Below are 26,225 nucleotides of genomic sequence, written 5' to 3' on the forward strand. Positions count from 1 at the left end.
ACGCTCAGGTTTTGCTCCCCTCATGACACGCTAAGAATCCGCGTGTAGCCTTCATTGCTTCGCGAAAGAGGAGGCGCCGTGCGCACGCTGCTGGTGGAAGACGACGAGATGATCGGGAGCAGCCTGCGGCATGCCCTCGAAGGCGCCGGATGGTCGGTCGACTGGGTGCGCGACGGCGCGCTGGCGCAGAGCGCCTTCGCCGACGGCGGCTACACCTGCGTGCTGCTCGACCTCGGCCTGCCCAAGCAGGACGGCACCGAGGTGCTGCGCCGGGCGCGCGAGCGCGGCGACACCACCCCCGTGCTGGTGCTCACCGCGCGCGACGGCCTGGAGGACCGCATCCAGGGCCTCGACCTCGGCGCCGACGACTACCTGCTCAAGCCTTTCGAATTCCGCGAGCTGCTGGCGCGCATGCGCGCGGTGATCCGCCGCCGCGACGGCGCCGCGCACTCGGTGATCGGCGGCACCGGGCTGCAGCTGGACCTGACCACGCGCGAAGTGCTGCGCAACGGCACGCGCGAGGCCCTCACCGCGCGCGAATTCGCGCTGCTGCATGCGCTGCTGGAGCGGCCCGGCGCCATCCTGTCGCGCGAGCAACTGGAGAACCGCATCTACGGCTGGGGCGAGGAGGTCACCAGCAACGCGGTCGACGTGCTGATCCACGGCATGCGGCGCAAGCTCGGGCCCGATGCGATCCGCAACGTGCGCGGGCTCGGATGGCGGGTGGCGGCAGCAGCATGAAGAAGATGAATCCGCGCCCCTGGTACATGCCCTGCTCGCTGCGGGCCAAGCTGCTGCTGTGGCTGGTCTCGCTGCACCTGATCGCGGCCGGCGTCACCGGCTGGGCTTCCTACATGAGCTACGGGCGCATGGTCCACACCTTCATGGACGACCAGATGCAGCTGCTGGCCAACTCCTATGCGGCCAACGACAGCACGCCGGCGCTGCTGCCGCTGGCGGACCAGAGCGTCTTCAAGTGGGGTTCCTTCATCGTCCAGATCTGGAGCCCCGACGGCCGCCTGCTGGCCAGCTCCTGGCCCAAGCTCGCGGTGCCCCTGCAGGCCGAGCCTGGCCTGCGCAACGTGCGCACCGGCGCCGGCAGCGACGAGAACTGGCGCGTCTACACCGCCGAGGCCGGCCCGCGCGCGAACCAGCCGCGCGTGCAGATCGCACAGAGCGGCAGCTTCATGCGCCATGAGGTCGCCCACCGCGCCCTGTTCGCGGCGCTGCCGATCGCGTTGCTGCTGCCGGTCTCGCTGGCGGTGCTGTGGCTGGTGGTGTGGCTCAGCTCCTATTCGCTGCACGCGGTGGCGCGCGAGGTGGCGGCGCAGGACGAGCGCAGCCTCTCGGAGCTCTCGCTGACGCGCGTGCCGGACGAGATCGCGCCGCTGGTGAGTTCCTTCAACAGCCTGCTGGCGCGCCTGCGCGATGCCTTCGCCGCCCAGCGCCGCTTCGTGCAGGACGCCGCGCACGAGCTGCGCACGCCGGTCGCCGCCATCGGCCTGCAACTGGAGAACCTGCGTGCGCACGTTCCGCCCGGCGATGCCGCCGATCGCTTCGCGCAGCTCGAGGCCGGCGTCACCCGCGCCCAGCACCTGATCGAGCAGCTGCTGCGCCTGTCGCGCCAGGAGAGCGCCGCGCCCGCGGCGATGGCCGAGCCGGTGGACGTGGCCGCGCTGCTGCGCGAGAGCCTGGGCCAGCTGATGGTGGTGGCCGACCGGCGCCGCATCGACGTCGGCTTCGACGGCACGGTGACGCCGGTGGTCAGCGCCCCCGCGGCCGAGCTGCGCAGCGTGTTCGACAACCTGATCGACAACGCCCTGCGCCACGCGCCCGAGGGCGGGGTGGTCGACGTGCGCCTGCACGAGGTGCAGGGCCAGCCGGTGGTGGACGTGGTCGACAACGGACCGGGCATCCCGCCGGAGTTCATGACGCGCGTCTTCGACCGCTTCTTCCGCGTGCCCGGCACCTCCGCCGGCGGCAGCGGCCTGGGCTTGGCGATTGCGCGCACCGCAGCCTTGCGCCACGGCCTGCGCATCGCGCTCAGCAACCGCAGCGAGCAGGAGGAGGGCGGCACCGGGCTGATCGCCCGGGTCTACCTTCCGGCTTGAGAAGGCATCCCGCGAGCGTGCCGTGACGATGCAGGCGAAAGTGTTAAAAAAATGAAGAAGTTGGCTTGTTACTTTGTGTTTAACTAGGCACAATGTATTACATGCAACATCACTCCGACTCCCAAGCTCAGTGGTCGTCGAACGGCCTTCTCCGCCTGCTGCGAGCCACGCTGCCGCCACCGGGCAAACGGCGAGCGCGGGCCCAGCGGGCCGAGCTGGATCTGCCGCCCCAGCGCCTCGACAGCGAGCAGCTGTCGGCGCTCGCGCAGAAGTGGCGCCGGCGTCTGGAAGAGGGCGACCAGGGCGCGGAGTCAGTGGCCATGGCGCTGGAGCAGTTGGCCGAGCGCCGCGCCGGTGAAAAGCGTTCGCGGATGCAGGCGGTCGGCCGCCGGCTCTCGGAGCTGATGCAGCTGAGCTGAAGCATGGCAATCTCCGCCCCGGCGGATTTTCGGGAAACCAAGACCATGAAGACCCAAACCGAAGCAATTTGCGAAGGCTACGACGTGGATCTGTCCGGCCCCGGCCGTCCGCTGGGCGCGCGCGGGCACTACCCCAAGTACGAGGTCATCCCGCTGCTGACGGACATGGAGGCGGAACTGCTCAACACGCTGGGCCTGATCCGCCAATTGCTGGTCGAAGGCGCGCCCACGCCCGAGGCGCGACGCGGCGTGGTCCACGCCATCGACGGCCTTCTTTCCGTCGCCCGCGCCTGAATTCGAGGCGCTGCCGAGGGGCTAAGACTCGGCTAAGTTTTCGCTAACGATCGGCTCAGTGTGGCTGCCTAGAGTGCATCCCAGGTCAGCCGAGACGCATGTCGCACCCGGCGCGAGACCTGCCAGTCACCCCGGAGTTCATCGCCATGCAAGCCTCCCTGAAGTTCCTCGCCGTCACCACCCTGAGTGCCCTCGCGGGCCTGGCCTCGGTGGCCGCCCAGGCCGAAAGCTACGACGGCGTGCTCACGCACGCTTCGGCCCTGAGCCGCGCCGACGTGGATGCGGAAGCCGTCCGCACCGCCTCCGCCCCCAACCAGAACGTGGTGCGCGGCTCGCGCGGCGCGGAGCCCTTCAAGTCGGTCGCCGATTCGAAGGCCGTCTCGCAGGAGGCGATGCGCGCGGCCGCGGCGCCGGACCAGAACGTGTCTTCCGGCTCGCGCGTGAACAGCAAGGTCATCTCGACGATGCCGCATCCGATGGATGTGCGCACCTCCAACGCCAACGGCGGCAACCGGCTCTGATCCGCCGCCGACCCGGCACGGAACGCAGATGTCGCAAGCGGCTTGGGATCGAAGCACCATCGGCGGCCCCGGGGCAGGCGCCGCCCGCCGCCGCATGCTCGGCGCGGCAGCTCTCGCGCTGGCCGCGGGTTTTGCCAGTGGCGCCATGGTGGCGCAGCCCCAAGCGGCTGCGACGGCATCGGCGGCGTGCCGGGCAGGGGACGCGTGGCATGCATGGCATGACCCCGAGACATCGCCGCCTTCGCGCGGCGCTGAGGTCAGCCTGCCCTAAGTCCGGCTTCATGTCGGGCTGCTCGTAGGCAGCTGGTACTCGGCGGTGGCTGGGCTGTAGGCGGCGACCTACAGGCTTTTGTAGGACTTGGTTGGCGCGTTCGAACGCGCCGTGGCTCGCGCGGGCGCGCTCTTGTAAAGTTCTCGGTTCGCCCAAGGTGGCGCCTTTCACCTGTTTCCAACCGAGTCATGACGCTTTCCAAGACCAAACTTCCCTTCCAGGCCGAAGTCGCGCAACTGCTTTACCTGGTCACGCATTCGCTCTACTCCAACAAGGAAATCTTCCTTCGCGAGCTGATCTCGAACGCCTCCGACGCCTGCGACAAGCTGCGCTTCGAGGCCATCGACCGGCCGGCGCTCTACGAGGACCAGCCCACGCTGGAGGTGCGCGTGTCCTTCGACCCGGCCGCCAAGACCCTCACCATTGCCGACAACGGCATCGGCCTGTCGCAGCAGGAAGCCATCGACAACCTGGGCACGATCGCCAAGAGCGGCACCAAGGAGTTCATGAGCAAGCTCTCGGGCGACCAGAAGGCCGACGCGCAGCTGATCGGCCAGTTCGGCGTGGGCTTCTATTCGGGCTTCATCGTGGCCGACAAGATCACCGTCGAGTCGCGCCGCGCGGGCCTGCCGGCCGAAGAAGGCGTGCGCTGGGTCAGCGCCGGCGCCGGCGACTTCGAGGTCGACGCCATCACCCGCCCGCAGCGCGGCACCAGCGTCACGCTGCACTTGCGGGATGACGCCGGGGAGTACCTGAACCTCTGGAAGCTCAAGTCGATCATCTCCAAGTACTCCGACCACATCTCCCTGTCCATCCTGATGGAGAAGGAAGAGTGGAAGGAAGGCGAAGACAACAAGGGCGGCCAGATGGTCAAGACCGGCGAGTGGGAGCCGGTCAACCAGGCCAGCGCGCTGTGGAGCCGGCCCAAGAAGGACATCAGCGACGAGCAGTACGTCGAGTTCTACAAGAACATCAGCCACGACTTCGAGGCGCCGCTGGCCTGGAGCCACAACCGGGTGGAGGGCAACACCGAGTACACGCAGCTGCTCTACATCCCGGCCAAGGCGCCGATGGACTTGTGGAACCGCGAGAAGCACGGGGGCGTCAAGCTCTACGTCAAGCGCGTCTTCATCATGGACGACGCCGAGGCGCTGCTGCCGACCTACCTGCGCTTCGTCAAGGGCGTGATCGACTCGGCCGACCTGCCGCTCAACGTGAGCCGCGAGCTGCTGCAGGAAAGCCGCGACGTGAAGGCGATCCGCGAGGGCAGCACCAAGCGCGTGCTCGGCATGCTCGAAGACCTGGCGAAGAAGCAGCGCAAGACCACCAGCAGCGGCGACGACGGCAAGCTCGACATCGGCTCCGGCGAATCGGTGCCCGCGCCCAACCCGGCCGACGGGGTGACCGACGTGGTCGACAAGAACGCCGACACCACCCTGGCCGCCGAGGCCGCGGCCGAGTACGGCGACGAGTCGGGCAAGTACGCCAAGTTCTATGCAGAGTTCGGCGCCGTGCTGAAGGAAGGCCTGGGCGAGGACTTCGGCAACCGCGAGCGCATCGCCAAGCTGCTGCGCTTCGCCTCCAGCACCAGCGACACGGTGAGCGTCGGCTTCGCCGACTACAAGGCGCGCATGAAGGAAGGCCAGGAGGCGATCTACTACATCACGGCCGAGACGCCGGCCGCGGCCAGGAACAGCCCGCAGCTCGAGATCTTCAAGAAGAAGGGCATCGAGGTGCTGCTCATGACCGACCGCGTCGACGAGTGGGCGCTCAACTACCTGACCGAGTTCGACGGCACGCCGCTGCAGAGCGTCGCCAAGGGCGCGGTCGACCTGGGCAAGCTGCAGGACGAGGCCGAGAAGAAGGCGGCCGAGGAAGCGGCCGAGTCCTTCAAGCCCATGCTGGAGCGTCTCAAGGAAGCCCTCAAGGACAAGGCCGAAGACGTGCGCGTCACCACCCGACTGGTCGATTCCCCGGCCTGCCTGGTGGTGCAGGACGGCGGCATGAGCACCCAGCTCGCGCGCATGCTCAGGCAAGCCGGCCAGCCGGCGCCGGAAGTCAAGCCGGTGCTGGAGGTGAATGCCGAGCACCCGCTCGTGAAAAAGCTGGAGGGCTCGCCGCACTTCGAAGACCTGGCGAACATCCTGTTCGACCAGGCCTTGCTCGCCGAGGGCGGCCTTCCGGCCGACCCTGCCGCCTATGTGCGGCGAGTGAACGCACTGCTGGTCTAGGCGGGGACCCGAGGCCGCGCCGCCGGCCGGCCCGAATCCCGCACACGGGGGCGATCCATGAACGCCGAGCCTTGTGTCGTCGATCTCTCGGGCTTCGACCTGCGCAGCCCCGGCCCGGCCTTCTACGAGAACCCCTACCCCTGGTATGCGGCGCTGCGCGAGGAATCGCCGGTGCGCCGCATGCCCGATGGCTCGCTGCTGCTCACACGTTATGCCGACTGCGTGGCGGTCTACAAGGACACGCACGCCTTCAGCTCCGACAAGCGCGCCGAGTACGCGCCCAAGTACGGCGTCGGCAGCCCGCTCTACGAGCACCACACCACCAGCCTGGTGTTCAACGATCCGCCGCTGCACACGCGCGTGCGCGGGCTGATCGCCGGGGCGCTCACGGCGCGCGCCATCGAATCGATGGAGGAAGGCCTCACCCACCTTGTCGCTGGCCTGCTCGACCGCATGGAAGAGCGGCAGCACGCCGGCGGGGAGGTGGACCTGATCGAGGACTTCGCCGCCGCCATTCCTGTCGAGGTCATCGGCAACCTGCTGGGCGTGCCGCGCGAGGAGCGAGGCCCGTTGCGCCACTGGTCGCTCGCCATCCTCGGCGCGCTGGAGCCGCAGCCCAGCGCGGCGCAGCTGGACGCCGGCAACCGCGCGGTGACGGAGATGGTGGCCTACCTGCGCGGGCTGGTGCAGGAGCGGCGCCGGCACCCGGGCGACCCGGCGCACGACGTGCTCACGCGGCTCATCCAGGGGGAGGAAGCTCCTTCGGCAGGCTCAGGACAGGTCCCTTCGACGGGCTCAGGACAGGCTCCTTCGGCAGGCTCAGGACAGGATCGGCTCAGCGAGAACGAGCTCTGCCAGAACTGCATCTTCATCCTCAACGCCGGGCACGAGACCACCACCAACCTGATCGGCAACGGCCTCGTCGCGCTGCTCGAATGGCCTGAGGAAAAGCAGCGGCTGCTGGACGATCCGTCGCTCATTCGCGGCGCCATCGAGGAGTTCCTGCGCTTCGAAAGCTCCAACCAGCTGGGCAATCGCATTGCCACCGTGGCGACAAGCGTGGGCGGCATCGAGGTGCAGCCCGGCACGCGGATCACGCTGTGCATCGGCGCGGCGAATCGCGACCCGGCGGTGTTTGCAGAGCCGGACCGGCTGGACATCACACGCTCGCCCAACCGGCACCTGGCCTTCGGCTCCGGCACGCACCAGTGCGTCGGCATGAACCTCGCGCGACTGGAAGCGCGCGTGGCCATCGCTGCTTTTCTGGCGCGCTTTCCGGACTACCGGCTGTGCGGGCCGGTGGTGCGCGGCGGGCGCGTGCGCTTTCGTGGCTATCTCAAGGTGCCGCTGAGCCTGGGGTTGCCCATCGAGTCTTGACTGCTGCTCAAGACCTGCCGCCGAGGTGAAAGGCTGTCGAGGCGAGAAGGAACCGTCGAGAGCGTCGAGTTACATAGGAATGATCTTTGTCGTCCTGTGTACCCCATGAATGAATTCGAACTTCGCAGCCTGCTTGCGGATGTAGGCACTGAACTCGGCCATGCCGACCGCTACTTGCTGGCGGACCTTCGCCACACCGTCGTCGACGACGTCGTCGTGGATGTCATTCACGACCCGCAATTCGACCCCAACCGTCTCATTCTGCATTTCGACATGGGCGAGTTGCCTGACTACAAGCCGCTCGTTGCCATGGAGCGCCTGTTGCGGCTCAACTTGCTGAGCGGGAGCAAAACCACCGGCGTCTTTGCGCTGGCGCCGTCCACCTCGCAGGTTGTCTACGCCGTGCACTTCTTCGAGCCGCAGCGCAGCACGCCGCGGGCCGTGGCCGATGCACTGCGCGAGCATGCGCAAAAGGCCAAGCACGCGGAAGAACTCATGCGTGCGGAGGTGGCCGAGGCATGAAAAGTGACAGCACTCGCCTTCAGTTTCCTTCGTCGATATTGAACCTGGATGTGGACAACGCGCCCGCAGAGAAGAAGCAGCGCCAATTGCAACAACCTCAGTCACCGGCGCTGATCCAGGACCAATGTCCCGACGTTCCGCTTGATGTGCCCGCAGCTGCCACGCTAGTCGAGCAGGAAACATCGATCACGCAGGGGCGACCCGGCTTGACGACCGTACCGGCCTCGGTGAAACAGCTTCTGTCCCAAGTCGGAACACTGGACAAGTTGGAAGCCGCCTTCAAGCTGCTGGATGACTCTTCGATCCACCCCCTGACAGGCGAACTCTCCGGCGCCCTCGCAGCACTGTGCATGCGGCTCGCGTTCCCGCACCCTGATGTCCTGTGCCGGATGCTCCGGCAACTGCTGATGCCCAGCCACGTCCACGAGCAACACCTGGCGGCCCTGGAAGCCATCTTGGCGGGCGCCAACAATCTTCCCCTGCCGGCGCTGCGAGCCGTCGTCTTGCTGCTCCAGGAGACGCACAAAAGTACTGAAGCCTGGCCGGACAAGACTGAGGAAAAGTTCGACGTGCTGTTCAGCAGCTATCTCCAACGCCAGGCGATGGAGGGCGCGGTCAGCCCCCTGTCAGAGTCGACGGACGCATCCGCTGCGCTGCTGAACCAACCGCTCGAGTTTGGCGATCCCAGGGTGCTCGACGCCACCGAGTCCAACGGGCCGGCCTGCCCGGGCGTGCAAAGCTCGCTCCTGCATCAGGTCCAGCAACCCTTTTCGGATGCGCTTCCCAAATTGTTGTGCAGCGACGTGGGTGGTCTGATCATCGGCTGGATCAAACCAGATCTGGAGCTGCTGCCCCCGCAAACGGGCGTTTCCTTAGCGAAATCGCAAGAAATCCTGGGGACCATGTGGCTGGTGAACAAGCAAATTTGTAGCCGAATGAAAGGGCAGTGGTATCCGGAGTGGGCGGCGCTTGCGTGGTGCTTCAAGCTGAACAGCTTTGAACGAACGCCATGGGCGGGTCTCATGGGACTCGTCAATCTTCGACAGGCACTTGTGAAACTGATCTCCCCGGACCCCCAAACCGCCGTGGTACTGGAAAACTGGCCCAACGCCCTCCAAGTCCGGATCGACATTCTTATAAGGCGCTTGACCTCATCCATGCCCCTGGATGTCGAGATGTCTCTCGTGGACCAGCTCTTCGGCGAACTGGCTCAACTTGGCGACTCGAAAAGAAAAAGTGAATGCGAATTCGTCGACCTCAAGCATTTTGTGCGACTCGTGATCCTGGCAGCCCTGCGCAGACCGCACCACCGACGGGACGCGATCGTTCAGCACGTCTGCGATGCCCTGAACTCGTCAAAAGCAGTGCCCCCCGAGCAATTCGCCGAGTGCCTGGTCGAGCTTTGCATTGCCTACCACGACTATCCCCAAACATTCCCTGCCATGAAGGCCAAGTTGGAGTCCCTGGCCGGCGAGCATCCAGCCGTTAAGCCGCTGGAGGCCCGACTGGATCGCGTCCTCAGTTTCCTGCGGGCACCGGCGATGGCGTCAGAAGAACTGATGGCGACAATGCTCGAATACCTGAGCACCGCCGTTTTCTGGACCCTGTCGGAATTCAGCGTGCTGCTGAAGTTGGCCGATCGCGCGGAAGGAGCGCCACTGCCCCAGCCTTTGCAGGGCGCGCTCGAAGATGCCGTTGCGGCCTTTATCCTGCACACGTGCTGGCTCGACAAGAACCGTGTTCATCCCGACGGCGTCTTCTTTATCGGCCCTGCGTTCAGCTTGACGGAAATTGCGCTGATAAGAAAGCTTCCCATCGGACTCTTGGTACGTGTGTTCCCGCGGCTGGACGCCCGGGTCAAGTTGATGCTCACGATGCAGAAGCACCGATTCGATCCAAGCTGGCTCCCGCTCCTCAGCGCCCTGGCAGAAGACGAAGATCTCCCGCGCGAGGACCGCTTGATCGTCGTGAAGCACTGGCTTCAGCCGTTTGCTGAAGATCCGGGCAACCAGTTTCGCAAGCAACTGGACTCCATGGTCGAGGCGCTCACAACCTGACCAACAACTCGGCAATGATGCATTCCTTGACCGCGCCTGTGGGTCGCGCAATGGCGAGGATTCCCGTCCGGCAGCTCACCCGTACAGCGGCTCCTCCGCCATCGCCTCGCACTGGTCCTGCAGCATCTGGATCTGCTCCTTCCAGTAGTCGCTCGAACCGAACCATGGGAAGTTGATCGGGAAGATCGGATCGCGCCAGCGTCGCGCGAGCCAGGCGCTGTAGTGGATCTGGCGCAGCGTGCGCAGCGGCTCGATCAGCGCCAGCTCGCGCCGATCGAAGGGGCGGAACTGCTCGTAGCCCTCGAGCAGGCCGCTGAGCTGCGCGGTGCGCTGGGCGCGGTCGCCCGACAGCAGCATCCAGAGGTCTTGCACCGCGAAGCCGGTGCGCGTGTCGTCGAGGTCGACGAAATGCGGGCCGCCGTCGGGGCGGTCGGTGGGCGTCCACAGGATGTTGCCGGGGTGGACGTCGCCGTGCAGCCGCAGCTTCTGCAGCTCGGTGTAGGTGTCGGCGCCCAGCGCGGTGAGCGCGATCATCTCGAAGGCCTCGCTGCAAGCCTTTTCCCAGTCGCGCTGCACGTCCAGCGGAATCATCTCGTGCTCGAGCAGCCAGTCGCGCGAGGCGAGGCCGAAGCTCTGCAGGTCGAGCGCCGGGCGTTCGACGAAGGGCCGCGCCGCGCCCACCGTATGGATGCGCGCCAGGAAACGGCCCACCCATTCGAGCACCTCGAAGTCGTCCAGCTCCGGCTGGCGCCCGCCGCGGTAGGGGCTCACGCTGAAGGCGAAGCCGCCGTGGTGGTGCAGCGTCGCGCCCTCCAGCGCGAGGGGCGCGATCGCCGGCACCTCGGCCGCAGCCAGTTCGGCCGAGAAGCGGTGCTCCTCGGCGATCTGAGCATCGCTCCAGCGCCCCGGCCGGTAGAACTTGAGCACCACCGCGCGGCCGTCCTCCAGGTGGGCCTGGTAGACGCGGTTCTCGTAGGAGTTCAGCGCCATCAGCCGGCCATCGCCATACAGGCCAAACCCGGCGAGCGCGTCCAGCACCACGTCGGGCGTGAGCGATTCGTAGGGATGGGCGCCGGCGGCTTTCTCTTGCTCTGCGGAAGTCATCCGCCCATTGTCGCTACCTGGAGAGCGACAGGATATGTCCGACGCGCGGATCGCCCCGGCCCGACAGCACTTGCGCATAGGCGGCCTGCACCGCCTCGGCGCCATCGTGGTGCTCCGCCGTCAGCCAGGGCGTCGCGGGCTGCGCCACCTTCGCGAGGAAGCCCTGCCAGGCCTGCACCATGCGCTGGCCGAAGCCGTCGGCGCCCCATTCCTCGGTGCGCTTCTTGATCTGGGCCGGCGCGAAGAAGAAGGCGGCGCGCGGGCCCGGCAGGTCCTTGGCCGTCCCGGCCGGCGCGAGCTGCTCCACGTGCGTGCCCCCGATCACGCAGTCGTGGCGCAGCTGAGGGAAGCGCGTGTGGATCGCGCGCCGCAGCTCGCCGTTGCCGGCGAAATCCACGTACACGCAGGGCACATCCGCCGCGACCTGGTCGAGCTCCTCGTAGGCCAGCACGCGGTGGTAGCAGCCCAGGCTCTGGCAGAAGGCCTTGTTGGCCGCCGAGGTCAAGCCGACCACCTCGATGCCGGGTCGCTGGTGCATCTGGAAGGCGGTGCCGTAGGCCGTCTTGCTGGACGCGCTGGAAAGCAGGGCGATGCCCGGCCGCGCGCCGAAGAAGTCGTTGTCGTCGAAGAAGTCGTCGATGAGCCAGGAGGTGATGAAGAGCGGGCGCAGCAGGGCCTGCAGGTCTTCGGAGTCGGGGGTGTAGAGCGGGTCGCGCGCGCAGCGGAAATACTGGTTGTAGACGGCCGGCAGGGCCGCGCGGTGCGACGTGCCGTCGGCGAAGCGCGCGGGCGAGAGCCGCTCGGGCGCCAGCACCACGCTGGAGGCCATCGGCACGTAGCCGTAGAGCCGCTCGCCCACCGCCACGCCCGGATGCAGCGACTGCACGACCGAGGCGAAGCCCCAGACCGGGATGCAGCCCCAGCCTTCCTCCCCGGTCGGGAAGAACTGCCAGTAGTTCATCGACTCGCCGAAGGCGGCGTAGGTGATGTTGTTGGACGTGAGCGCGAACCGGTCGATGCGCAGGCGGACCTGGCCCTCGGCCAGTGCTGCGTCTTCGATCGTGCGCACACGGGTGGAAGAAAGATCGTCCTTGCGGATCAGCAGCTGGGTGGTGGTGCTCATGAAAGCCACCTTAGCGCGAAGCCGCGTCCGCTGCATGAAAAAAGCCCGGCGCCGCGTCACCTGGGTGACGCGGCGCCGGGCCGTGCAGGCTGAGGCGAGGCGCTATCAGGCGATCGCGAGCTCGACCTCGATGTTGCCGCGGGTGGCGTTCGAGTACGGGCAGACCTGGTGGGCGGTCTCGACCAGCAGCTTCTTCTGCGCGTCGTCCAGGCCCGGCAGCGTGATCGCGAGCTTGACCGCGATGCCGTAGGCCTTGCCGCCATCCGTCGGGCCGAGCGAGACGCTGGCGTCGACCGCCACGTCTTCCGGCACCTTGACGTTGATCTTCGGCGACACCGCCTTCATCGCACCGATGAAGCAGGCCGAGTAGCCGACAGCGAACAGCTGCTCGGGGTTGGTGCCGGGCTTGCCGGAGCCGGGCGGGTTGAGCTTGACCTCCAGCGCGTTGTCGCTGGACTGGCCGGCACCGCCGTCGCGGCCGCCTGTGGTGTGAGACTGGGCAGTGTAGAGGACCTTGTCGAGCTGCTTGACCATGATGATTCCTTCGGGTTGGTGGTTGCGGGAAAAAATGCTTCGATGCCGAAGCGGTGGGGGAACGAGAAAAGACAAGAACCTAGGCGGCCGCCTTCACGCGGTCGCGCAGTTGCTGGATCTGATGCGTGAGCGCCACCAGCTCTTCGATCGAGCACTGGCTGGCGGCCATCAGGCAGGCCGGCACGGCAGCCGCGCGCGCCTTGAGCCGGCGCCCGGCGGCCGTGAGGCTGACATGCACGCGGCGCTCGTCGGCCACGTCGCGGATGCGCGCCACCAGGCCGTTGGCCTCGAGGCGCTTGAGCAGCGGCGTCAGCGTGCCCGAATCGAGCGACAGGCGCTCGCCCAGCTCCGACACCATGAGGCCGTCACGCTCCCATAACACCAGCATCACAAGATACTGGGGGTAGGTGAGGTGGAGCTTGTCGAGCAGCGGCTTGTACAGCTTGGTCATGGCCAGCGAGGCGGAATAGACCGCGAAGCACAGCTGGTTGTCGAGCTGGAGCATCTCGTCGGCGGTGGGGGCTTTGGAGGGCATGGCTGAATTGTAGTACTCAATTAAGTTGTGTGCAAGTTAATTGTTCTTCTTCTCCGGCCCCGCCTTGGCCCTCCCCGGACAGGGGGGAAGCAACGCGTCAGCGTCCGCTGAAGCGGGCAGGCCTTTTCTCGATGAACGAACGCACCCCTTCCGCCGCATCCTCGCTGTTCGCCAGCCGCTGCTGCACCGGAATGAAGTCCTCCACCGCCGCCAGCGGCCCCTGCTCGATGGCCTTGATCACATTCAGCCGCGTCGCCACCACCGCCAGCGGCGCCTGGGCGGCAATGCGCTGCGCCAGCGCCAAGGCTTCGTCCAGCTCCTCCCCCGCCGGCACCACCCGCTGCACGAAGTTCAGGCGAAAGGCCTCGGCGCTGTCGAATTCGTCCGCCGTCAGCAGGTGCAGCATCGCGTTGCCCAGTCCCGCGCGCTCGGCCATGCGCAGCGTCGCGCCGCCGGTCGCCATGATGCCGCGCTGCACCTCCATCTGGGAGAAGCGGCAGTTGTCCGCCGCCACCACGATGTCCGCGCCCAGCATCAGCTCGATGCCCACCGTGAAGCAGATGCCCTTGACTGCGACCACCATCGGCTTCGTGCGGCGGCGGTAGTTGGGCAGCCCGAAGTCGTGCGGCTCCACCAGGCCCTCGGGGGTCGCCTTCTCGCCGCGCTTCATGAATTCGGCCACCGCAGGCAGATCGAGGCCCGCCGTGAAGTGATCGCCGAACGCATGCAGCACGCCCACGCGCAGCGCGGGATCGTCGTCGAGCCGCGTGTAGGCCTCGGCCAGCTCGCGGAACATCTTCGGCGTCCAGCCGTTGCGCTTGGACGGGCGGTTGATGCCGATCAGCAGCACATGGTCGAGCACCTGGGTGTCGATGCAGCCCTCGGGCGGGGGTGTGGTGGGGATGGCGGTCATGGTGCCTCCGCGTTCAGTAGGTGTAGACCCCGCGCCCGGTCTTGCGGCCCAGCTGGCCCGCGGCCACCATCTCCTTCAGCAGCGGGCACGGCCGGTACTTGGAATCGCCGAACTGTTCGAGGTACACCTCCATCACGGCCAGGCACACGTCGAGCCCGATCATGTCCGCAAGCGCCAGCGGCCCGATCGGCTGGTTGCAGCCCAGCTTCATGCCCGCATCGATGTCCTCGGCCGTGGCCAGCCCTTCGGCCAGCACGAAGAAGGCTTCGTTGATCATCGGCACCAGGATGCGGTTGACCACGAAGCCCGGCGCGTTCTTCACCGTGATCGGCGACTTGCCCAGCGCCACGGCCAGCGCCTTCACCGCGTCGTGCGTTTCGTCGCTGGTCAGGTAGCCGCGGATGATCTCCACCAGGGCCATCATCGGCACCGGGTTGAAGAAGTGCATGCCGATGAAGCGGTCCGGCCGCGAGGTGGCGGCGGCCAGCTGGGTGATCGAGATCGAGGAGGTGTTGGAGGCGATGATCGCCTCGGGCGCCAGCATGGCGTCGATCTGCTTGAGGATCTTCAGCTTGAGCGCGTGGTTCTCGGTCGCGGCCTCGATCACCAGCTGGGCGGCCTTCAGCTCTTCGTAATTCGTCGAGCCCTTGATCAGCGCCAGCGCCGCATCCTTCTGCTCGGTGGTGAGCTTGTCTTTCTTGATCAGCCGGTCGAGGCTGCCCGCCACCGTGGCGAGGCCCTTGTCGACCGCGGCCTGCGCGATGTCGACCATGACGACGTTGACGCCCGCGACGGCGCAGGCCTGGGCGATGCCGTTGCCCATCGTGCCGGCTCCGATGATGCCGACGGTCTGGATAGCCATGTGAGATGCTCCTTCAACTGAAAGCTGCGATTGTGGAACAGCGCGCGCGCCGCACGTGTAGCCGCCGGTGACATCCGCGGTGATTTAAAGTGCCGGGCTTCCCCCTTTTCACCGCCATCACTCCCATGACCACCCTCGGCACGCCCCTTTCCCCCACCGCCACCCGCGTGATGCTGCTCGGCGCCGGCGAGCTCGGCAAGGAGGTGCTGATCGCGCTGCAGCGCCTGGGCGTGGAGACCATTGCGGTCGACCGCTACGACAACGCCCCCGGCCAGCAGGTGGCGCACCACGCGCGCACCATCGCGATGAGCGACCCCGAGCAGCTCAAGGCGCTGATCGAGGCGGAGAAGCCCCAGCTGGTGGTGCCCGAGATCGAGGCCATCGCCACGCCCATGCTGCAGCAGCTGGAAGAGGCCGGCACGGTGCGCGTGATCCCGACTGCGCGCGCCGCGCGCCTCACCATGGACCGCGAAGGCATCCGCCGCCTCGCGGCCGAGACGCTGGGCCTGCCCACCAGCCCCTACAAGTTCTGTGATTCGCTGGCCGAGCTGCAGGCGGCGATCGACGGCGGCATCGGCTACCCCTGCATCGTCAAGCCGGTGATGAGCAGCTCCGGCAAGGGCCAGAGCAAGATCGACGGCCCCGCCGACGTGCAGAAGGCCTGGGACTACGCGATGGCCGGCGGCCGCGTGAGCCACGGCCGCGTGATCGTCGAGGGCTTCATCGACTTCGACTACGAGATCACGCTGCTGACCGTGCGCGCGCTCGGGGCCGATGGCGCGGTGCAAACGCAGTTCTGCGAACCCATCGGCCACGTGCAGGTCAGCGGCGACTACGTCGAGAGCTGGCAGCCGCACCCGATGTCGCCCGCCGCTTTGGAGAAAGCCCAGCGCATCGCCCGGGCCGTGACGGCCGATCTGGGCGGCCAGGGCCTGTTCGGCGTCGAGCTCTTCGTCAAGGGCGAGCAGGTCTGGTTCAGCGAAGTGAGCCCGCGGCCGCACGACACCGGCATGGTGACCATGACCACGCAGTGGCAGAACGAGTTCGAGCTGCATGCCCGCGCCATCCTCGGCCTGCCGGTGGACACCACGCTCAAGAGCGCGGGCGCCAGCGCGGTGATCTATGGCGGCGCGGATGCCCAGGGCATCGTCTTCGATGGCGTCGACCATGCGCTGCAGGTGCCCGGCAGCGAGCTGCGCCTGTTCGGCAAGCCCGAAAGCTTCGTCAAGCGGCGCATGGGCGTGGCCCTGGCGCGTGCCGGCGACATCGAGACCGCGCGCCGCAACGCCAAGGAAGCCGCCGCGCGCGTCAAGCCGCGCGCTGCCTGAACCCCCACTGAAAGGAGTCCCGCCATGCTGCACCCCGACGCCCAGGCCTTCATCGATCTGCTCATCGCGCGCAAGGTGCCGCCCACCCACACGCTGACGCCGGCCGATGCCCGCAAGCTCTACCGCGAGCGCCGCGCCGTCGCGCAGCCCGAACCGGGCGAGGTGGCCGAAGTGCGCGAGCTGAGCGCGCCGGGCCCGCATGGCGCGATCCCCTTGCGCTACTACCGCCCGCTCGGCAGCGCGAGCGATGCCGCGTTGCCGGTGCTGGTCTATTACCACGGCGGTGGCTGGACCATCGGCGACCTCGACACGCACGACACGCTGTGCCGCGAGCTGTGCAATCTCTCGGGCTGTGCGCTGGCGGCGGTCGACTACCGCATGGGGCCGGAGCACCGCTTTCCCGCGGCGGTCGACGATGCGCTGGCCGCCACGCGCTGGGTACACGATCAAGCGTCGGCGCTCGGCGTCGATGCGAGCCGCCTCGCGATCGGCGGCGACAGCGCCGGAGGCAACCTCGCGGCCGTGGTCGCGATCGCGGCGCGCGATGCCGGCGACCTGCCCATCGCCTTCCAGCTGCTGATCTATCCCGCCACCGACATGCGCTGCGTGCACGCGTCGCACACCACCAATGGCCAGGGCTATGTGCTGACCAGCGACAGCATCCGCTACTTCCACGATCACTACATCGCCGATCCGAAGCACGACCTCGACTGGCGCGCCTCGCCGCTGCTGCACCCCGACCTCTCGCGCCTGCCGCCGGCCCTGGTGCTGACCGCCGGCTACGACCCTTTGCGCGACGAAGGGATGGACTATGCGCGGGCCCTGACCGCGGCCGGCAATCGCGCGGCTTACGTCTGCTTCGAGCGGCAGATCCACGGCTTCATCACCATGGGCCGGTTGATCGATGAGGCGAATGCGGCGGTGTCGATGTGTGCGGCCGAAGTACGGCGCGCGCTGGGAAGCAGATCGGCGTACTGATCGGGAGGGTCCGCATGGCGGACCCGCTCCGGGCCCTTTCGTGTCGAAAGGTTGACCGTACCGGGCACTGGGTGAATCTTGGCGGCATGGAACGATTCGCGCGCTCGTGCCACCAATCCAAGATTTCGCGAGACACGCGAAACGCTTTCACAAATCAGGGCAAGACACACATGGAACGACTTTCCTCTCGAGGGACGGGCGCGAGCACGCGTAACGTCATCACATTGACCGCAGCCGAAACGACCGAGCCTGGCGACTTGAAGACCAACCTCGCCGTGACGCTCAAAAAAACTCAGCATGACAGCTCCCTCGAATTCGATCTGCTCATTGGCGTCTGCACCACCAAGGACGTCACCGACGATCAAAGACTGACTCTGAGCGCGCTGCGCGAGATTCTGGCGAACACGACCGCGAAGAGTCTGTGCATACAGGGAAAGATCGACGAGCATGGATGGGAAGCATTGGTCAAGGCAATGCCGGACAAACTCTCCATCGAGACCCTGACGCTATCGCAAGTACCTCTCGACCGTTCCAGCAGCAAGCTGTTGTTCATGGCGCTTGGCCGGATGCCTGCGCTGAATTGCCTGTCCCTTGAAAGTGTTGAATTCGACAATGGCTTTTTCTTCGGCCACTTCGACCTCCTCGATCACTTCGATCAAACGGACTGCCCGAATATGCCGCTGCTCGCGACGCTGAATGTCGTTGCCACATCCAACCCGAAAGTCAGCGTCACTCCGCTCCTGCTCAAGATCCTTGCGGCTTGCGAGCTCCTAAGGCTGAGTATCAAAGACTATAGGGGAATCTCTCTCGACGGGCACGCAAGGCTGGCCAAAGCCCTCATCAAGCAACCCCGGCTGAAATCCTTGCGGTTGAAGATCGCGAGGCGCGAAACCCCGGAGCAGTTCGAACGCTATTTGGAGTTCCTCTGTGGCAAGACGCCACTTGCTGTTCTGGACCTGAGTGGTTGCAGTATCGGAACACGCACTTTCAACCCGTTGCTCAAAGCGCTGTCGCAAAATCAACCCACCTTGAGGAGTCTGTCTCTGAGCGGGTGCTGGCTCGCGCACAATCCAAATTGCAAGGAGCCGATCAGCATCGACATCTTGCCCTTGGCTGAGATGAGCAGCCTTCAGCATTTGGATCTAAGTCACAACTCCCTTCCACCGCGCACCACGGCGGCGTTGCTCGACGAACTGAAGAAGACGACCTGCCTCACGACCTTGAATCTGGACGGAAACTGGGTCGGGCCACTAACCATTTCTGCGATGGCGTCCCTGCTACAGGAGAACAAAACGCTCCTTCGCCTTTCGTTCGAGCCCTCTGTCATGCAAAAGTACTTGGGCTACACCGATGAAGTGATGGAGCAGCTAACCCAGGCCATGGAACGCAACCAGTCGTTGCAGGAGCTCGATGTCCATCGGATGCGCTTCCCGGATACCTACAGCGGTAGCCTGACCACTGCGCTCAAGCGCAACAAATGGCTCGTCATGCAAAACGCCATGCAGTTCGGGGTGAGCCTTGTGCTGAACAATACGAGAGGAACGAGATCCGAATTCCCGAGCGAACTTGTCAAACTCGTCTCCGAGCAGGGGTTGTCCAAGAACGACGCCTTGCAGGTGTCTTCGGTCACCAGAGAAGCCTGGGCGTGGCGGCAAAAGTTCCTGCCAGGAAATGGCTCTTCGGAGTGATGTCTGGCGACAAGATCTGACGACTTAACTGCACGCATCAGTCGTTGTTCCTCTCGCACCGCCGCGCATTGACCAGGCAGCGCGCATAGTCCGGATCGTGCTTCAGCAGGAACATCGCTCGCGCCGCGACCGCGGTGTCCGCGAAGTCGCTGAACAGCCCGTCCACGCCGGCCTCGTAGAACGCGAGGTACTCGTTGACCGGGTTGCCCTCGAAGCTACCCGTCAGCCGCTTCTGTTCGTTGCGGAAGGTGTAGGGGTGCACCAGCAGCCCCAGCTTGTGCGCGTCGGCGATCACGTTGGTGGGCGGCAGCAGCACGCGATCGCGCTCATCGACCACGCCGTCGCCCGTCACGTCCACGCAGGCACCGTTCTGCACCGACTTGCAGGCGCTGGGAATCAGGTAGGGCTTCCAGGGACCGATGCCGTCCGCATAGCCCTTCACCTCCTGCAGGCCGCGCGGCGTCAGCAGGTCCGCGAACAGGCCGTCGCGGTTCGACACCACCCAGTCGTAGGGCTTGTCATAGGGCTTGGTGAAGTCGAGCGAGCCGTCGGGCTTGACGTCGTTGGCGTCCACCAGCTGGATCAGGCGCACGCTGGTCTTGGTGCGCAGGTAGCGCAGGTTGGCCGTCTCGAAGGACTGGATGAAGACCGGCGCGTTGCGATGGTTCCAGCCGGCCCTGCTGAGCACGCCGAGCAGCCGGTCCTCCAGCGGCAGGCCGATGCTCTGGTGGTAGGTCGGGTGCTTGGTCTCGGGATAGATGCCGATGCGGCGGTCCTCCTCGCGCGACTTGCGCTTGGCCAGCTCGATCACCTCGGCCAGCGTCGGGATCTGGAACTTGCCGTTGAAGGACGGGTCGCGTTCCGGGAAGGACTGCACGGCGCGCAGCTGCTTGATCTCGGCCAGCGTGAAGTCGCTGGCGAAGAAGCCTTCGGTGGCAACGCCGTCGAGCATCACCGTCTTCCGGCGGTCGGCGAACTGCGGCAGGCTCTTGACGTTCGTGGTGTCGATCAGGTTGGGCTCGTGGCGCGCGATCAGGTGGCCGTCCTTGGTGGCGACCAGGTCGGGCTCGATGTAGTCGGCGCCCAGCTCGATGCCGAGGGCATAGGCTTCCAGCGTGTGCTCGGGCAGGTAGCCGTTGGCGCCGCCGCGGTGGCCGATGACCAGGGGCGCATTGTCGGCACGCCGGCGGGCGCCCTCGTCGTGCGCGGCGGCAGGGGCGGCGGCCGTCAGCAGCAGACCCACGGCCAGCAGGGCGGAACAGAGGCTCTTCGGACGGTTCATAAAAAGGTTCTCCTCGTGATGTGGCTGAACGACGGTATGCGGCCTTCGTGACAACTGAGTGAAGCGAACTGCGGACAGTGGACAGGGGAGCCGATGCGTCCGCACAGCAGGGCGCTGCACGCGCGGATTTTCGGTTGAATGGAACGATCTAGCCACTGCCGTCACCAACAAAGTCGCCGCGATGGATGCGAGACACTTTCATCAGTCCCTCTACGAGATACATATCATGGAAAAGACCAGCTCGCGATACACGTCCACTCGGTCTCGCCCGCCCGCTACCAAATCGGTTGATTGGAAGGTCGGGCTCAGGTTGAAGTTTTCGCCCCATCAAATTCCCGATGAGTTGGAGAAGTTGATCAATGACTACATCGAACACAAGGTCCCTCCCGGTCAAATGCCAGGCCACGTGAGTTCTCTGGTCTGCGAATCCATGAGAGCGAAGGAGGTCGAAGGACTGCGCGCCATCCTGACGAATGAGGACATGGAGAGTGTCTTCAATGAGCGCAGGGAGAGTCTCTGCATATGGGGTCCGGTCGAGGTGAGTGGATGGCAAACCCTGGCCAAGGCCATACCAGACGGCTTTTCTCTCAAGTCGGTGAAGCTGGAGGGGATGGTGCTGGACGAAGAAATGGCAAAACATATGCTTGATGCACTGAGTCTGATGACTCAACTTGATAGCTTGGTGCTGAACGTAGTCGTGGTGGAGATGGCCGGACACACGGCCGCGCAGAAGGCCCTGGGAAAGATGGCGGGGCCGAACTTGAAAATCCTGGAGATCCAAGCGATCGGCAGCCGAGATCGCCCTGACTTTGACTGCAACGCCCTTCCGCTCCTGCTCAAGCTGTGCGGGAACAATTCTGAGGTCACGACGCTGCACCTGAGCGCTTGGAATGCAAAGAACTACCAGTACTACGCGCTGTTCGACGTCCTGCTCAAGGGCGCTGTTACGGACCTTCGATTCCGCAACATTCCCGCCAACGACATGGACCCTCCTGATCTGTCGCCGATTGCCAGAATTCCAAATCTGCTAAAGCTGGATCTCAGCGGGAGCTCCCTGCAACCCTACTCGATGGAATCGTTGCTCGTCGCGCTGAAAGAAGAAGAGAATCGCCTCGAAAAACTGGATTTGAGCGGGAACCTGGTTAGGGAACAAACTGTCATCGCGCTGGCGTCGCTGCTGGAGTCACACAAAACACTCCAGTGGCTCGAGTTCAATAATCCCCGGGATGACGTGACTTGCCAGCCGCGGTCGTGGACACCAGAGGAACTTAAGGTGCTGATCAAGGCGCTGCAGACGAACACCTCGTTGCTGCATTTCGATATTGGCATGTCCGACCATCCCTTGCTCCAGTTGGCGCCCGAATTGCTGGCGCGCAACAATAAATGTTTAGGTGACCCTCTGTAGCAGACCTCTGAGCGCAGCCCTGGGGAAAATCCCCGGACCGCCGCGCGCTCAAGGCCGACCCACGTCGCTACGATGGCCCTCGCGCGCTGCCGGTTCTGGTCGCGTGCCCCGACATAGGAGCAAGGTGCATCGTGGCAACCAGGCAAACGACGACAGCACTGCGCGGCAGCGGCGGGCGGCTCATGTGGCTCGGCCCCTCGCGCGTGTTCTACGCCGGCCTGCTGGGCGCCACCTCGCACCGCAGCCTGGGCGGCCACGGGATCTATGTCTCCCCCACCGGCGAGCCGCTGCGCATGCGCGTGGCCGGCGGGGCGTGGCGCAGCGGCGAACTGCTGGTGGTGCCGGCCCGCGTGTCGCACCAGGTGGCGACCGAGCACCCCCTGGTCCTCAACCTGCTGCTCGAATCGGAATCGATCGATCCGGCGTGCCTGCCATCCTTCCTGCGCCACTGCGGGCCCGTCGAAGCGCCCGCCTTCGCGCAGCGCGTGCGCGACGGGCATGCGCATCTGCTCGCCCTCGGGCGCCCCGAAGGCGCAGCGCGCTTCCCAGATTTCGACGAGCTCTTCTTCGGCGCACCGCTCGCCCAGCCCGCGCTCGACACCCGCATCCGCCAGGTGATCGATCGCATCAACGCCGACCCCGCCGCGCCCAGCCCGGCCGACGCGTGCGCCGCCGCGGTCGGCCTGTCCTTCTCGCGCTTCCTCCACCTGTTCAAGCAGCAAACCGGCGTCACCTTCCGCGCCTTCCGCGCCTGGAAGCGCGCGCGCAGCCTGCTCTACCACGTCGACCAGCCGGCCAGCCTCACCGACATCGCGCTCGACACCGGCTACCCCGACTCCACCCATTTCAGCCACTCGATCCGCCAGGTCTACGGCCTGCGCCCCAGCGACATCCTGGCCGGCTCCCGCCGACTCGCGGTCCATCGCTGAGGCGGCGCCGGGGCGTCCGGCCCCGGCATGCGGGTCAACCCTCTGCGCCTCGGGGCAGGCGGCCGATATAACGCGCCAATCCCATCCGAGGCCCCGTTGCTTCAAATCCTCCAACTCCTGCTCTCAGGCATTGCGCAAGGCTGCATCTACGGCCTGATCGCGTTGGGGTTCGTGTTGATCTACAAGGCCACCGAGACGGTGAGCTTCGCCCAGGGCGAGCTGATGATGCTGGGCGCCTTCTGCGCCTTTGCCGGCATGTCGCTGGTGGGCTTGCCCTTCTGGCTGGCGGCGCTGCTGGCCATCGCGGCGATGGCGGCTTTCGGCGTGCTGCTCGAACTGGTGGTGATCCGGCCCATCCTCGGCCAGCCGCAATTCTCGATCGTGATGCTGACCATCGGCATCGGCTACGTGGCGCGCGGGCTGATCACCATGATCCCGGGCATCGGCACCGACACGCACTCGCTCGCCGTGCCCTACAAGGACGAGATCTGGAAGATCGGCGCGCTGGTGGTCAACGTGGAGCAGGCGGTGATCATCGTGGCCACCGCCATCCTGTGCGGGCTGCTCTATGCGATGTTCCGCTACAGCAAGCTGGGCATCGCGATGCAGGCCGCTTCGCAGAACCAGCTGGCGGCCTACTACATGGGCATCCCCGTCAAGCGGCTCAACGGGCTGGTGTGGGGGCTGGCGGCCGCGGTCGCAGCCATCGCGGGCATGCTGCTCGCGCCCATCACCTTCGTGCACGCCAACATGGGCTTCATCGGGCTCAAGGCCTTTCCGGCGGCGGTGGTGGGCGGCTTCGGCAGCCTGCCCGGCGCGATCGTCGGCGGGCTGGTGATCGGCATCGTCGAATCCTTCGCGGGCTTCTACCTGCCCGACGGCTTCAAGGACACGGCACCCTACATCGTGGTGCTGGTGATGCTGATGGTGAAGCCCAACGGCCTGTTCGGCGAGAAGCTCAGCAAGAAAGTCTGAGGCCCGACCCATGCGCTACATCTTCAAGACCAGCTACGCGCAGGACATCGCGCTGGCCAAGCACGGGGGCCACGTGTTCTGGTACGGCCTCCTGGGCGCGCTGCTGATCGCCGCGCCCTGGCTGCTGCCCGAGTACTGGCTCGCGCAACTGACCTTCGTGCTGATCTACGGCATCGTCGGCCTGGGGCTGATGCTGCTGGCCGGCTTCACCGGGCAATTCTCGATCGGGCATGCGGCCTTCCTGGGGACGGGCGCCTACACGCAGGCGGTGCTGGCCAACGCGGGCGTGCCCTTTCCGCTCGCGCTGGCGGCCGCGGCGGCGCTGTCGGCCGCGGTCGGCGTGGTGGTGGGGCTGCCGGCGCTGCGGGTGAAGGGCATCTACCTGGGCATCGCGACGCTGGCCTTCGGTTTCATCGTGGAGGAGGTCTTCGCGCGCTGGGAACGCGTGACCGGCGGCAACTCGGGGCTGCACGTGAAGTCGCCCAAGCTCTTCGGACTGGACATCAGCTCCGGCGAGAGCTTCTACATCGTGTGCCTATTGGTCGCGGTGCTGTGCACCTTCGCGATCCTGAACCTGCTGCGCTCGCCCACCGGCCGCGCCTTCGTCGCCATTCGCGACTCGGAGATTTCGGCGCAGAGCATGGGCATCCACCTCGCGCGCTACAAGACGATGTCCTTCGCCATCTCGGCCGCGCTGGCAGGGCTGGGCGGGGCGCTCTATGCCCACAAGCTCAGCTTCATCTCGCCCGAACAGTTCAACATCCTGCAGTCCATCGACCTGCTGCTGATGGTGGTGATCGGCGGGCTGGGCTCGGTGCATGGCGCCTTCCTGGGCGCGATCTTCCTGATCGCCATGCCGCAGCTCATCTCGCTCGGCAAGGACTGGCTGCCGCCGGTGATCGGCCAGGCGCCGGGGCTGCAGGGGCTGGTCTACGGGCTGGTGCTGATCGGCTTCGTGCTCTTCGAGCCGCTGGGGCTGTATGGGCGCTGGCTCAAGATGCGCACCTACCTGCAGCTCTTTCCGTTCTACCGCAAGGGCTTGTTCAAGCGGCAGAAGTCCTTCACCAAGTCGGACCGCCTCCGATGACGACGGCCCCCCGGCTTGCAACTTCGTCTGCTGCGCCGCCCCCCGAGGGGGAGCGCCGGCCGCCTCGGGGCGGCCCGGCGGCGGCCGGCGAAGTCCTGCTGTCCGCCAAGGACCTGAGCGTGCGCTTCGGTGGCGTGCTCGCGGTCAACAAGGTGAGCTTCGAAGTGCGGCGCGGCGAGGTGTTCACGCTGATCGGACCGAACGGTGCCGGCAAGACCACGGTCTTCAACCTGATCAGCCGCATCTACACGCCCACCACGGGCGAGATCCTGTGGCATGCCGAGGGCGCCGCGCCGATCGTGCTGACCGAGCACGCGCCGCACGAGATCGCCGCGCTGGGAATTGCGCGCACCTTCCAGAACATCGAGCTTTTCGAGCATGCGACGGTGCTGCACAACCTGCTGATCGGCCTCCACACGCACCGCCGCACGGGCTTCTGGAGCGAGGTCTTCTTCACCCCCGGCACCAGGCGCGCCGAGATCGAGGCGCGCGAGAAGGCCGAGCGCGTGATCGAGCTGCTGGACCTGCAGCATCACCGCGACGCGATGGTGGCGGGGCTGCCCTACGGCGTGCGCAAGGTGGTGGAGCTGGCGCGGGCGCTGTGCACCGAGCCCAAGCTGCTGCTGCTCGACGAGCCTTCGTCGGGCCTCAACGTCGAGGAGACGGCGGACATGGCCTTCTGGATCCAGGACATCCAGCAGGAGCTCGGCATCTCGGTGCTGATGGTGGAGCACGACATGTCGCTGGTGTCCAAGGTGTCGGACCGCGTGCTGGCGATGAACATGGGGGAGGCGCTGGCTTCGGGGACGCCGCGCGAGGTGCAGTCGGATGCGCGGGTGATCGAGGCCTATCTGGGCGCCGTGGACGATCTGAGCAGCTTGAGGAGGGGGGCGCCATGAGCGACGACAACACCGTCCTCCGGCTGCTCAACGTCGAAAGCGCCTACGGCCCCATCAAGGCCATCCGCGGCGTCAGCCTGAAAGTGCGCCAGGGCGAGATCGCCACCGTGCTCGGCTCCAACGGCGCCGGCAAGACCACCATCCTCAAGACCATCTCCGGCATCATCGATCCGCGCAAGGGCAGCATCGAATTCGAGGGCCGCAACATCACGGCCCAGGACCCGGCCCACATCGTCCAGCAGGGCCTTTGCCACGTTCCCGAGGGCCGCGAAGTCTTCCCGCTGCTGTCGGTCAAGGACAACCTGCTGATGGGCGCCTACACCCGCAGCGATCGCGACGGCGTCGCGCGCGATATGGAAACCGTCTACGGCTACTTCCCCATCCTGCGCGAGCGTGCCACGCAGCACGCCGGCCTGCTCTCCGGCGGTCAGCAGCAGATGCTCTCCATTTCGCGCGCCATCATGGCCGCGCCCAAGCTGATCCTGCTCGACGAGCCCAGCCTGGGCCTCTCGCCCAAGCTCACGCGCGAGATCTTCGAGATCGTGGTGCGCATCAACCGCGAGCGCGGCACCACCATCCTGCTGGTCGAGCAGAACGCCAACATGGCCCTCAACGCGGCCGACTACGGCTACGTGCTGGAGAACGGCCGCATCGTGATGGAAGACACCTGCGAGCGCCTGCGCGAGAAGGAGGACATCAAGGAGTTCTACCTCGGCCTCAAGGACCAGGGCGTGCGCGGCGAGCGGCGCTGGAAGAAAAAGAAGACCTGGAGGTGAAGGC

The 26,225-nt window shown here is 66.1% G+C and carries 25 protein-coding genes; 18 read left to right on the forward strand and 7 right to left on the reverse strand.

Annotation, left to right across the window (positions count from 1 at the left end):
• Positions 1–78 precede the first annotated feature (78 nt).
• From AC3A6Y_RS06935 to AC3A6Y_RS06975, 9 genes are all read left to right on the forward strand, one after another.
• Positions 79–741, forward strand: a complete 663-nt coding sequence (locus tag AC3A6Y_RS06935; RefSeq protein WP_309966697.1) for a response regulator transcription factor — start codon at positions 79–81, stop codon at positions 739–741.
• The gene (locus AC3A6Y_RS06940) at positions 738–2,111 is read left to right on the forward strand and encodes a sensor histidine kinase (RefSeq protein WP_487867455.1); all 1,374 of its coding nucleotides are present in this window, start codon (positions 738–740) and stop codon (positions 2,109–2,111) included. Before AC3A6Y_RS06935 ends, AC3A6Y_RS06940 begins: the two co-directional genes overlap by 4 nt.
• Before the next feature lie 101 nt (positions 2,112–2,212).
• A complete protein-coding gene (locus AC3A6Y_RS06945; protein ID WP_487867456.1) occupies positions 2,213–2,530 on the forward strand; it encodes a hypothetical protein in 318 nt (105 codons plus the stop codon).
• A 45-nt stretch (positions 2,531–2,575) separates the two neighbouring features.
• Entirely contained in the window at positions 2,576–2,824 is a 249-nt protein-coding gene (locus tag AC3A6Y_RS06950) for a hypothetical protein (protein WP_487867457.1), read from the forward strand.
• Positions 2,825–2,970: 146 nt separating this feature from the next.
• The gene (locus tag AC3A6Y_RS06955; RefSeq protein ID WP_487867458.1) at positions 2,971–3,345 is read left to right on the forward strand and encodes a DUF4148 domain-containing protein; all 375 of its coding nucleotides are present in this window, start codon (positions 2,971–2,973) and stop codon (positions 3,343–3,345) included.
• A gap of 459 nt (positions 3,346–3,804) precedes the next feature.
• Positions 3,805–5,847 carry a molecular chaperone HtpG gene (gene htpG, locus AC3A6Y_RS06960; RefSeq protein ID WP_487867459.1) on the forward strand — a complete coding sequence of 681 codons (2,043 nt, stop codon included), beginning with the start codon at positions 3,805–3,807 and terminating at the stop codon, positions 5,845–5,847.
• Positions 5,848–5,904: 57 nt separating this feature from the next.
• Complete coding sequence (locus AC3A6Y_RS06965; RefSeq protein ID WP_487867460.1) at positions 5,905–7,224, forward strand: cytochrome P450; 1,320 nt, start codon at positions 5,905–5,907, stop codon at positions 7,222–7,224.
• Positions 7,225–7,329: 105 nt separating this feature from the next.
• Entirely contained in the window at positions 7,330–7,746 is a 417-nt protein-coding gene (locus AC3A6Y_RS06970; protein WP_487867461.1) for a CesT family type III secretion system chaperone, read from the forward strand.
• Positions 7,743–9,803: a hypothetical protein gene (locus AC3A6Y_RS06975; RefSeq protein ID WP_487867462.1), complete on the forward strand. Its 2,061-nt coding sequence runs from the start codon at positions 7,743–7,745 to the stop codon at positions 9,801–9,803. Before AC3A6Y_RS06970 ends, AC3A6Y_RS06975 begins: the two co-directional genes overlap by 4 nt.
• 75 nt (positions 9,804–9,878) lie before the next feature.
• Here AC3A6Y_RS06975 and AC3A6Y_RS06980 read toward each other — a convergent pair whose 3' ends face one another.
• The 6 genes from AC3A6Y_RS06980 to AC3A6Y_RS07005 all read right to left on the reverse strand — a co-directional run bounded on the left by AC3A6Y_RS06980 (position 9,879) and on the right by AC3A6Y_RS07005 (position 14,874).
• The gene (locus AC3A6Y_RS06980; protein WP_487867463.1) at positions 9,879–10,907 is read right to left on the reverse strand and encodes a serine/threonine protein kinase; all 1,029 of its coding nucleotides are present in this window, start codon (positions 10,905–10,907) and stop codon (positions 9,879–9,881) included.
• 13 nt (positions 10,908–10,920) lie between these two features.
• The gene (locus AC3A6Y_RS06985; protein WP_487867464.1) at positions 10,921–12,030 is read right to left on the reverse strand and encodes a DUF2855 family protein; all 1,110 of its coding nucleotides are present in this window, start codon (positions 12,028–12,030) and stop codon (positions 10,921–10,923) included.
• 105 nt (positions 12,031–12,135) lie between these two features.
• Positions 12,136–12,564, reverse strand: coding sequence for an organic hydroperoxide resistance protein (locus AC3A6Y_RS06990; RefSeq protein WP_106559024.1), 429 nt, complete (start codon positions 12,562–12,564; stop codon positions 12,136–12,138).
• Positions 12,565–12,643: 79 nt separating this feature from the next.
• Positions 12,644–13,099 (reverse strand): MarR family winged helix-turn-helix transcriptional regulator, encoded by a 456-nt coding sequence (locus AC3A6Y_RS06995; RefSeq protein WP_487867465.1) that lies wholly within the window; start codon positions 13,097–13,099, stop codon positions 12,644–12,646.
• A 97-nt stretch (positions 13,100–13,196) separates the two neighbouring features.
• Complete coding sequence (locus AC3A6Y_RS07000) at positions 13,197–14,012, reverse strand: crotonase/enoyl-CoA hydratase family protein (protein WP_487867466.1); 816 nt, start codon at positions 14,010–14,012, stop codon at positions 13,197–13,199.
• Positions 14,013–14,025: 13 nt separating this feature from the next.
• On the reverse strand, positions 14,026–14,874 hold the full coding sequence (locus AC3A6Y_RS07005) for a 3-hydroxybutyryl-CoA dehydrogenase (protein WP_487867467.1): 849 nt from the start codon (positions 14,872–14,874) through the stop codon (positions 14,026–14,028).
• Between the two features lie 125 nt (positions 14,875–14,999).
• Here AC3A6Y_RS07005 and purT point away from each other — a divergent pair, with 125 nt between their 5' ends.
• The 3 genes from purT (at position 15,000) to AC3A6Y_RS07020 (ending at position 18,868) form a co-directional block, all read left to right on the forward strand.
• Positions 15,000–16,202 carry a formate-dependent phosphoribosylglycinamide formyltransferase gene (purT, locus tag AC3A6Y_RS07010; RefSeq protein ID WP_487867468.1) on the forward strand — a complete coding sequence of 401 codons (1,203 nt, stop codon included), beginning with the start codon at positions 15,000–15,002 and terminating at the stop codon, positions 16,200–16,202.
• Positions 16,203–16,226: 24 nt separating this feature from the next.
• Entirely contained in the window at positions 16,227–17,180 is a 954-nt protein-coding gene (locus AC3A6Y_RS07015; protein ID WP_487867469.1) for an alpha/beta hydrolase, read from the forward strand.
• 170 nt (positions 17,181–17,350) lie between these two features.
• Positions 17,351–18,868 (forward strand): leucine-rich repeat domain-containing protein, encoded by a 1,518-nt coding sequence (locus tag AC3A6Y_RS07020; RefSeq protein ID WP_487867470.1) that lies wholly within the window; start codon positions 17,351–17,353, stop codon positions 18,866–18,868.
• A gap of 37 nt (positions 18,869–18,905) precedes the next feature.
• On the opposite strand, the gene AC3A6Y_RS07025 is transcribed toward AC3A6Y_RS07020, so the two are convergent.
• Entirely contained in the window at positions 18,906–20,150 is a 1,245-nt protein-coding gene (locus AC3A6Y_RS07025; RefSeq protein WP_487867471.1) for a glycerophosphodiester phosphodiesterase, read from the reverse strand.
• A gap of 226 nt (positions 20,151–20,376) precedes the next feature.
• Here AC3A6Y_RS07025 and AC3A6Y_RS07030 point away from each other — a divergent pair, with 226 nt between their 5' ends.
• The 6 genes from AC3A6Y_RS07030 to AC3A6Y_RS07055 all read left to right on the forward strand — a co-directional run bounded on the left by AC3A6Y_RS07030 (position 20,377) and on the right by AC3A6Y_RS07055 (position 26,221).
• Positions 20,377–21,555 (forward strand): leucine-rich repeat domain-containing protein, encoded by a 1,179-nt coding sequence (locus AC3A6Y_RS07030; protein WP_487867472.1) that lies wholly within the window; start codon positions 20,377–20,379, stop codon positions 21,553–21,555.
• A 131-nt stretch (positions 21,556–21,686) separates the two neighbouring features.
• Positions 21,687–22,484: a helix-turn-helix domain-containing protein gene (locus AC3A6Y_RS07035; protein ID WP_487867473.1), complete on the forward strand. Its 798-nt coding sequence runs from the start codon at positions 21,687–21,689 to the stop codon at positions 22,482–22,484.
• A 96-nt stretch (positions 22,485–22,580) separates the two neighbouring features.
• A complete protein-coding gene (locus AC3A6Y_RS07040) occupies positions 22,581–23,459 on the forward strand; it encodes a branched-chain amino acid ABC transporter permease (protein ID WP_487867474.1) in 879 nt (292 codons plus the stop codon).
• 10 nt (positions 23,460–23,469) lie between these two features.
• Positions 23,470–24,546 carry a branched-chain amino acid ABC transporter permease gene (locus AC3A6Y_RS07045; protein WP_487867475.1) on the forward strand — a complete coding sequence of 359 codons (1,077 nt, stop codon included), beginning with the start codon at positions 23,470–23,472 and terminating at the stop codon, positions 24,544–24,546.
• Positions 24,543–25,445 (forward strand): ABC transporter ATP-binding protein, encoded by a 903-nt coding sequence (locus tag AC3A6Y_RS07050; RefSeq protein WP_487867476.1) that lies wholly within the window; start codon positions 24,543–24,545, stop codon positions 25,443–25,445. Before AC3A6Y_RS07045 ends, AC3A6Y_RS07050 begins: the two co-directional genes overlap by 4 nt.
• Positions 25,442–26,221: an ABC transporter ATP-binding protein gene (locus tag AC3A6Y_RS07055; RefSeq protein ID WP_487867477.1), complete on the forward strand. Its 780-nt coding sequence runs from the start codon at positions 25,442–25,444 to the stop codon at positions 26,219–26,221. Before AC3A6Y_RS07050 ends, AC3A6Y_RS07055 begins: the two co-directional genes overlap by 4 nt.
• Positions 26,222–26,225: the final 4 nt, after the last annotated feature.

The organism is Variovorax sp. Soil_C_17 (genome assembly GCF_057657265.1).

Coding starts and splice junctions, on each gene's coding strand:
- AC3A6Y_RS07025 (WP_487867471.1), bottom strand. CDS start 20,150: ATGAACCGTCCGAAGAGCCTCTGTTCCGCCCTGCTGGCCGTGGGTCTG.
- AC3A6Y_RS06975 (WP_487867462.1), top strand. CDS start 7,743: ATGAAAAGTGACAGCACTCGCCTTCAGTTTCCTTCGTCGATATTGAAC.
- AC3A6Y_RS07020 (WP_487867470.1), top strand. CDS start 17,351: ATGGAACGACTTTCCTCTCGAGGGACGGGCGCGAGCACGCGTAACGTC.
- AC3A6Y_RS06995 (WP_487867465.1), bottom strand. CDS start 13,099: ATGCCCTCCAAAGCCCCCACCGCCGACGAGATGCTCCAGCTCGACAAC.
- AC3A6Y_RS06945 (WP_487867456.1), top strand. CDS start 2,213: ATGCAACATCACTCCGACTCCCAAGCTCAGTGGTCGTCGAACGGCCTT.
- AC3A6Y_RS07045 (WP_487867475.1), top strand. CDS start 23,470: ATGCGCTACATCTTCAAGACCAGCTACGCGCAGGACATCGCGCTGGCC.
- AC3A6Y_RS06985 (WP_487867464.1), bottom strand. CDS start 12,030: ATGAGCACCACCACCCAGCTGCTGATCCGCAAGGACGATCTTTCTTCC.
- AC3A6Y_RS06965 (WP_487867460.1), top strand. CDS start 5,905: ATGAACGCCGAGCCTTGTGTCGTCGATCTCTCGGGCTTCGACCTGCGC.
- AC3A6Y_RS07055 (WP_487867477.1), top strand. CDS start 25,442: ATGAGCGACGACAACACCGTCCTCCGGCTGCTCAACGTCGAAAGCGCC.
- AC3A6Y_RS06990 (WP_106559024.1), bottom strand. CDS start 12,564: ATGGTCAAGCAGCTCGACAAGGTCCTCTACACTGCCCAGTCTCACACC.
- purT (WP_487867468.1), top strand. CDS start 15,000: ATGACCACCCTCGGCACGCCCCTTTCCCCCACCGCCACCCGCGTGATG.
- htpG (WP_487867459.1), top strand. CDS start 3,805: ATGACGCTTTCCAAGACCAAACTTCCCTTCCAGGCCGAAGTCGCGCAA.
- AC3A6Y_RS07005 (WP_487867467.1), bottom strand. CDS start 14,874: ATGGCTATCCAGACCGTCGGCATCATCGGAGCCGGCACGATGGGCAAC.
- AC3A6Y_RS07030 (WP_487867472.1), top strand. CDS start 20,377: ATGGAAAAGACCAGCTCGCGATACACGTCCACTCGGTCTCGCCCGCCC.
- AC3A6Y_RS06980 (WP_487867463.1), bottom strand. CDS start 10,907: ATGACTTCCGCAGAGCAAGAGAAAGCCGCCGGCGCCCATCCCTACGAA.
- AC3A6Y_RS06970 (WP_487867461.1), top strand. CDS start 7,330: ATGAATGAATTCGAACTTCGCAGCCTGCTTGCGGATGTAGGCACTGAA.
- AC3A6Y_RS07000 (WP_487867466.1), bottom strand. CDS start 14,012: ATGACCGCCATCCCCACCACACCCCCGCCCGAGGGCTGCATCGACACC.
- AC3A6Y_RS06950 (WP_487867457.1), top strand. CDS start 2,576: ATGAAGACCCAAACCGAAGCAATTTGCGAAGGCTACGACGTGGATCTG.
- AC3A6Y_RS07050 (WP_487867476.1), top strand. CDS start 24,543: ATGACGACGGCCCCCCGGCTTGCAACTTCGTCTGCTGCGCCGCCCCCC.
- AC3A6Y_RS06955 (WP_487867458.1), top strand. CDS start 2,971: ATGCAAGCCTCCCTGAAGTTCCTCGCCGTCACCACCCTGAGTGCCCTC.
- AC3A6Y_RS06940 (WP_487867455.1), top strand. CDS start 738: ATGAAGAAGATGAATCCGCGCCCCTGGTACATGCCCTGCTCGCTGCGG.
- AC3A6Y_RS07015 (WP_487867469.1), top strand. CDS start 16,227: ATGCTGCACCCCGACGCCCAGGCCTTCATCGATCTGCTCATCGCGCGC.